Raw genomic sequence first — 7,213 nt, forward strand, 5'->3', positions numbered from 1 at the left:
AGATGATGTCACCGTCTACTTTTGTTATGAGAAATATAATGTCATTGAAACGAAGTGGTCATTGTTTAAACGGCATTGGAAAAACTTTCTTTTTTACGATGATGGGCCAATATTACTGGGGCGTCGTCGTACGGAAGCACTTTGGTTTCACACCGATGGTACCGCAAAACTTGGCCAGCGAGCGTAAATAACTCGGGCCAATAAAATAGCTGCATTGTCAATTCTCATTACGGCAAGACTCATCACGGGTATTTATTGCATGATTTAAGGCGCAAGTCTGCGCCTTAAGTGCTGTGCTTTTTCCGCTGAGCGCTTAATGTACTTCCCATAGAGGCGCTAATGATCAAGCTAATGGCTAACCATTGTGATAGAGCTAGCTGTTCATGAAGAATAAGGAACCCAGCCATAGCTGCAATGGCTGGCTCTAAACTCATCATGACACTAAAATGTTGGGTAGAAAGTCGTTTTAACGCTAGCATCTCTAGGCTGTATGGGAGTGCACTAGAGAGTAGGGCAATGGTTAATGCCATGGGTAAAATGGACCACGTAAAAATACTCGATTCTGCCGTCATGACCCCAATCGGGAAGATAATCACCGCTGCGACGGTCATGCCAATGGCGACGGTCATACCGCCTGATCCAACTCGCCCCGCCCGTTGACCAAACCAAATGTACCCAGCCCAACAGCAGCCCGCACTAAGTGCGAGTAAAACACCAATAGGATCTAACGCGTCTGAACTGGTCATGTCTGGTAAAAGTAGTAACATGCCACAAATCGCAAATGCAACCCAAACGATATCCAGTTTACGTTTTGAAGAAAAGAGCGCGAGCAGTAAGGGGCCAGAAAATTCCAGTGCCACCCCAATGCCGAGAGGAATACGCTCAATCGCAAAATAGAATAAAATCTGCATTCCTCCTAAGCTCGCACCATAAATGATCATGGATCGCCATTGTGAGAGGCTCAGTGAAACTCGCCAAGGACGAAAAACAGTAAGCAGGATCAGTGCAGCAAGGCTAATTCTAAGAGCAACTGTGCCTCCCGGACCAACAATTGGAAAAAGTTGTTTCGCGAGCGATGAGCCAGATTGAATAGCCATCATAGCGATAAGGAGATAACCCACCGCGATGAGTATTGGATATTTTTGAGTCATAAGTCTCTTTGATTTGAAATTATTGTGTCATAAACAAGGGATAACCGTATCGAGATATTATTCCTTTAATTGACAACGGTTCGAATGGATGATCTTAATTTTTATCTTATTTTATCGAATCACTTCTACAATTAGGGAAAAAATAAGACGATGATCTATTCTGCATGAATTTAAATAAATCGCAATGTAATGACCCGGTTGTTTTTAAGTTAAAAATAAAAAACCTAGCTAAAAACAAGTTGTTTATTTAGCTAGGTTCGATTAAGCACGATACGGTTACCTGCCTTAACCGACTGGCCTGGCTAACCTTTGATGAGAGCCACGGATGGCTCTCATCATCCCCATGGCATAGACAGGGGTCATGTGATTGGGGTGAACGAACATAGTCACCCCCCCTTGCAGCTTCAAGTAGGAAGGGAGGGTATAGCAAGTATCGACTTACTTGACATAAAGTCTTGGATTCGACGTGCCCCAAAGTGTGTATAGTTCAGGAAAAATCACATCACTATTCTTTTCCATTTGATCTGCTGTGATCCGTTTTTTCCCTTGTGCGCCGAATAAAACAACTTCTTGCCCGGGTAGAACACCTTTGATCTCTGACACATCAATCATCGTTGTATTCATTGAAGTCACGCCAACAACATTTGCCCACTGCCCATTGACTAATACTTGCGAGTGGTTACCCATTTTTCGAGGATAACCGTCGGAATAACCGACAGGAAGGTTTGCTAATATCCGCTCACTTTGAGTGGTATGAGTACTATCATAACCGACGGTTGTACCGGCAGGGACATGGTGAAGAGAGGCGATGCGTGTTTTAAATGAGATAATTGATGGATATTCTGGATTGGTCGGTAAATCCCCATAGAGTACGCCACCGGGACGAACCATATCGAGTTGTGCTTCAGGAACATTGAGTGCGGTGTATGAATTGGCCACATGAAATGCAACCTGCTCACGAGTTAATGGGCTTTGTTCAACTAACCAATTCGCATGTTGATTAAAGCGCGTCAATTTTTGTTTAATTTCATCAGCGTGATAGTTAGGAAAGTGCGTCATTATACCAACAATTGTTAGTCCTTTTGCATTGACAATATCCCGAGCTTCTTTCCGGCCTATATCATTGCTCATGTCGATCCCATTACGCCCCATTCCTCCATCATTTAAAGCAAGGTGAACTTTGATTGGAGAAGATAATTGTTGACCTAACGTTGCGATGGCATCGGCTTGAGATTTTGTTCCAATTAGCTCTTCAACATTGAGGTCTGCGACGGCTTTGATTTCATCTAAAGTCGCCGAGCGAACGCGCATTAATTGCCCAGTAAAACCACTTTCACGCACAGCACGAGCTTCGGCATTACTGGTGATTGCGACACAAGGGATCTCTTGTTCGATAATGGTAGGTATTAAACCGCGAATCCCGTTTCCATATGCATCTGCTTTCATTACGGCGCAAATTTTACTGCTGGACTTAATATGCGACTTAAATTGCTCAATATTTGCTTTAAATTGACTGAGGTTAATTTCCAACCAAGCATTGGATTGAGCAATTTCAGCTTTAGAAGGTAAAGATTCGGCTAACGCGAGTGGTGCTGAATGCCCGATAACTGGAGTAAAAGAAGTAGCGATAGCAAGTGAAAGCAATGTGGCTTTAAAACGCATAGAGTCTCCTAGCGATGATTAATGGTGATAGATGACTTCGGGGTGTCGTAAATGATAGCTTGTTTTTTTATGCTCACGCAAATTTAATGCTGTTTTTATCTGTTTTTAAATACAATCGCCTAAATATGGTTTTTATTTAGGCGATTTCAGCATTTTAAGCGGATAGGCTATTGCAGCTTGAAGCGAGTCATTGCATTTTGTAATGAAATAGAAAGTTGAGCGAGTTCGTTACAAGCTTGAGCGGTCTGATTCGCCCCTTCAGCGACTTCTTGTGACGCTAAGTGAATATTTTCAATATTACGGGTGAGTTCATCAGCAACGGAATCTTGTTGACTACAAGCGCTGGCAATTTGAGCCCCCATATCGGCGACTTGAGCGATAGATTGTTCAATAGAGTGCATCAATTGCTGTGAATGGTTACCCTGTTCGACACAGTGTTCAATACTGTTACACGATCGATCCGTTCCTTCTTTTGCTTCTTTAGCCATTGCTTGTAGTTTTTCAATGATAGAGGTGATTTCACCGGTTGAATCTTGCGTGCGGGCCGCTAATGTGCGCACTTCGTCTGCCACGACGGCAAATCCGCGACCAGATTCCCCAGCTCGGGCCGCTTCGATGGCGGCATTTAGGGCAAGTAAATTGGTTTGATCCGCAATGCCGCGAATCACATCGACGATCATATTAATTTGATTCGATTGCTGTTCTAATTCTGCGACAGTTTGGCCGGTTTGAGTGATCACCTCAGCCACCTGAGCTATTGCGCTGACCATCTGCTTGTTATCTTTGGCCCCGTCTTGGACACTTCGATTGGTCATGTCAATTTCTTGAGCGGTATTTTCCGTATTGTCGGCAACATCAGCCACAGCGGCTTTCATTTCACTCATTGCGGTGGCAACTTGGGTAATTTGATCTTGTTGCTCTTGCATACCTTGAGCCGATAATGACGAAATTTGGGTCATTTCTTCGACTGAACTGCCTAATTGTGTCACTGCTGAAATGGTTTCTTCGATCAATTGACGTAAATTATTTTGCATAGCGATTGACGCATCAGCCAGCTCTCCCAGCTCATCATTACCGATCGCTGAGCGGTTTAATGTTTTTGATAGATCGCCCTTAGCAATGGCATTGGATTGATCGACAACGAGTTTCAATGGTTGGCAAATAATACGCGTGAGGAAGTAAGTAATTATCACCATAAAAGCAATAATTAACCCATTGATGACACTCGAGCTGGTATTGATTCGTGCTACTGCGGAAATAATATAATCTTTATTTCCGTCCATCGCCTGCTTCAGTATGGTAGATAACTGTTTGATCTGTGACTCTATGGTTTGAAATTCAGCCAAAGACTGATCGAGTAATTGATGTGCTTGCGATGAATTTTTTTCTGCTAACGCCTGATTAAACTTAACCATGGTTTGACTATAGTTGTTCCATCGAGTCATTAACTGGTTGAAAAGGCGTTCTTCTTCACCCGGCCAAACATCTTCGCCATATTTTTTAAGGGCGATGTCTATTTTTTGTTGTAGCTGGCGGCTTTGATTAAGGCGTCGAGTGACTTCAGCGCTATCATCGGTCAATAACGAGGCAAATTGAGTGCGACGCCAATAAGAAAGGTTTGCTTCTATCTCATCGACGGATTCATAGGCAGGAAAGGTATCTTCAGTAAAATTAACAAGTTGATTTTGAATTTCTTTGTGTTCTACATGTAAGAACCAAGCGAAAATAATGTTAATCAGTGCAATAAGGCCAAATCCACTGGCTAGCTTTTTACTGATGGATAGATTTTTTAGAAACATGAATAAGTTACCTTAGTTTGGGTTGATTCGATTAATACCAAACACAACTCCTTCGTGAACCGTTTCCATTTTGGTGTAAAACACCAATCGGGCATCCTTTGTGTTGATTCTTACCTAGAAAACCGCGCATGCTATCATGAATTTTATTATTAGTGATGATAAATATAAGAGTAGCCAATAAATTCATTTTTTCCCGAAATTTAAGCGTAAAAAATGTATACAAATGCGAGAAAATTGAGATCTAAAGGGATAATTTGTTACTAGTTATTGAAAGTTATAGATATACGTTGATCTATACCTAAGTATTTTTTCTTCACATTGGCATAATCACCTTATGCTTGAAAGAGATAACCGGTGTGCAAGTTTATGGCATGCTAAACATCTTCAGGCGATAAAAAAAGAATTCTAGCGACCACGACTGGTACTTTGCAACGTTCTCAGGAAGAGTGAAGAAGATGATACGTCCTTATCTGAAATTTATAATCCCGATAGCCATCCCACTACTCATATTATGGTTACCTTTGTCCGCTTTTCCCTTTGAGGGATTAACCATCATTCAACAACGGGTGATTGCGATTTTCTTACTAGCGGCTCTGTTATGGGTGTTTGAACCGATTCCTATTTACGCCACATCGGTCGTTATCATCGTGTTAGAGCTTCTCATGTTGTCGGATAAGGGGTTGTGGTTATTTAGACTTCAGCAAGAACAACCAGAATTTGGCGGCTTACTTCGACATAATGAGATTATGGCTACCTTTGCTAGCCCCATAATTATGCTGTTCTTGGGAGGGTTCTTCTTGGCTATGGCGGCAACAAAATATCGTTTGGATGTCAATTTAGCGCGCGTGTTGCTTAAGCCATTTGGACAGGATCCTAAATTTGTTATGTTAGGACTGATGTTGATCACAGGTGTGTTTTCAATGTTTATGTCCAATACCGCGACCACAGCAATGATGTTATCCATACTCACTCCGGTCATTGCGGTGTTTGGCCCTAAAGACCCTGGTCGAGTTGCATTTGCTTTATGTATCCCTGTTGCGGCGAATATTGGTGGAATAGGAACGCCGATTGGCACCCCTCCAAATGCGATTGCGTTGAAGTATCTAGTCGGTGATAACTTGATCACGTTTGGTGAGTGGATGGTTTTTGGGGTTCCGTTTGTCATTATTTTGATGGCGTTAGCTTGGCTACTAATTGGCTTTTTATACCGAGCGGAGCAAAAAACGATTGAACTCAGTATCAAAGGGAAGTTCCTGAAAACGCCAAGAGCTATCATTGTTTATATTACCTTTACTGCGACGATACTGCTGTGGTTGATGGGGTCAGTTCATGGCATGAACTCCTATACGGTCGCTTTAATTCCAGTCGCAATTTTCTCCGTGACCGGAATCATTAATAAAGAAGATCTGAAAAAGATTTCATGGGATGTCTTGTGGTTGGTATCTGGTGGTATTGCTTTAGGTCTGGCACTGGATAAAACCGGATTAGCCCATTTAATGGTACATAGCATTCCCTTTGATCAATATTCACCTTATATCGTTCTCTTTGGGGCCGCATTCTTATGTTTACTGATGGCTAATTTTATGTCACACACGGCAACCGCGAACTTATTGATGCCAATTATGGCAGCATTAGGGGCATCAATGACGTCATTGGCACCGTTAGGGGGAGAAGTAACGTTGATCCTGGTTGTGACTTTTGCCGCTTCGCTGGGGATGTCGCTACCGATCAGTACGCCACCGAATGCTTTGGCGCATGCTACCGGTAATGTGCAAAGCCACCAAATGGCTCGTACTGGTGCTATTTTAGGTGTCGTTGGGGTTTTGATGAGCTTTGTGATGATTTGGTTATTGCATGTGGTAGGTCATATTGGTTAATGGCGTTTGCCACGGGTAGGGTGTATGAATCCACAAGTACAGATTTTGGTCGAGCGCTATTTTGACAGTGAGCAGCGTCGGGTCATATTGCCAAGTGGTTCGATTGTCCTGCAGCAAAATGGCTATAATGATCGACTTTATTATGTAAAAGCTGGCGAGTTACTCGGACAGTTTTGTGAGAAAGAGGGGAAACCCATCACCGTATTTTCGGCCTCTGCAGGGGCTTTTATTGGTGTACATAGTTTCTTCTCTGGACATTGGATTGCGTCTTCAACGGTGATCGCTCAAACAGAGGTCGAATTAGGCTGGATCGATAGGCAAACACCGGTGGTTGATGAAGCGTTGTTTGGCTCATTAAGCTCTCAGTTTATGCCCGTTATTGTTGCTGAGCTTTCTCGTCGTCAGCGGCGGGCAATGCAAGAGGCGGTTGCGAAGGAGAAAGCGCTGGAACGGTTGCATATCGCTGAGCAGATGTCCACATTAGGCCAATTAGCGGCAGGGATTTCTCATGAACTCAATAATGCTATTGGGGTGGTGAGCAGTAAAACAGAACGTTTAGAATCTTTGTTCATTGAGTTATTGCAAGAAGTGCACCCTGAAGCCAGCCAGTTTTTTGATTTTGGCTTGCTTTATGGGCAAAAAGTATCTTCGGCTGAGGCTCGAAAAAGAGGTGCTCAATTTGCGCGTCGTTATCAACTCGCGCCTCATATAGCAAGAGAACTTG

The 7,213-nt window shown here is 43.0% G+C and carries 6 protein-coding genes; 3 read left to right on the forward strand and 3 right to left on the reverse strand.

All coding sequences use genetic code 11. The features are described 5' to 3' along the window. The coding region (locus B7C60_RS18390) for a DUF2947 family protein (protein WP_245868900.1) at positions 1 to 187 on the forward strand (187 nt) is incomplete at its 5' end. 97 nt (positions 188 to 284) lie between these two features. On the opposite strand, the gene B7C60_RS07985 is transcribed toward B7C60_RS18390, so the two are convergent. The 3 genes from B7C60_RS07985 to B7C60_RS07995 all read right to left on the reverse strand — a co-directional run bounded on the left by B7C60_RS07985 (position 285) and on the right by B7C60_RS07995 (position 4,612). Then, the gene (locus B7C60_RS07985) at positions 285 to 1,151 is read right to left on the reverse strand and encodes an EamA family transporter (RefSeq protein WP_099611196.1); all 867 of its coding nucleotides are present in this window, start codon (positions 1,149 to 1,151) and stop codon (positions 285 to 287) included. A gap of 438 nt (positions 1,152 to 1,589) precedes the next feature. Further along, positions 1,590 to 2,813 (reverse strand): alanine racemase, encoded by a 1,224-nt coding sequence (gene alr, locus B7C60_RS07990; protein ID WP_099611197.1) that lies wholly within the window; start codon positions 2,811 to 2,813, stop codon positions 1,590 to 1,592. A gap of 167 nt (positions 2,814 to 2,980) precedes the next feature. Next, entirely contained in the window at positions 2,981 to 4,612 is a 1,632-nt protein-coding gene (locus B7C60_RS07995; RefSeq protein ID WP_099611198.1) for a methyl-accepting chemotaxis protein, read from the reverse strand. 455 nt (positions 4,613 to 5,067) lie between these two features. On the opposite strand from B7C60_RS07995, the gene B7C60_RS08000 reads away from it, so the two are divergent. Together B7C60_RS08000 and B7C60_RS18395 are read left to right on the forward strand one after the other, a co-directional pair. Then, positions 5,068 to 6,489, forward strand: coding sequence for an SLC13 family permease (locus tag B7C60_RS08000; RefSeq protein WP_099611199.1), 1,422 nt, complete (start codon positions 5,068 to 5,070; stop codon positions 6,487 to 6,489). A 24-nt stretch (positions 6,490 to 6,513) separates the two neighbouring features. Next, positions 6,514 to 7,213, forward strand: a 700-nt coding sequence (locus B7C60_RS18395; RefSeq protein ID WP_245868903.1) for a cyclic nucleotide-binding domain-containing protein, incomplete at its 3' end; no start/stop codon positions are given.

The organism is Vibrio fujianensis (assembly GCF_002749895.1).
Lineage (GTDB): Bacteria > Pseudomonadota > Gammaproteobacteria > Enterobacterales > Vibrionaceae > Vibrio > Vibrio fujianensis.

Excerpts from the sequence above, each read along its gene's own strand:
- alr (WP_099611197.1), bottom strand. The coding sequence starts at position 2,813 with ATGCGTTTTAAAGCCACATTGCTTTCACTTGCTATCGCTACTTCTTTT.
- B7C60_RS07995 (WP_099611198.1), bottom strand. The coding sequence starts at position 4,612 with ATGTTTCTAAAAAATCTATCCATCAGTAAAAAGCTAGCCAGTGGATTT.
- B7C60_RS08000 (WP_099611199.1), top strand. The coding sequence starts at position 5,068 with ATGATACGTCCTTATCTGAAATTTATAATCCCGATAGCCATCCCACTA.
- B7C60_RS07985 (WP_099611196.1), bottom strand. The coding sequence starts at position 1,151 with ATGACTCAAAAATATCCAATACTCATCGCGGTGGGTTATCTCCTTATC.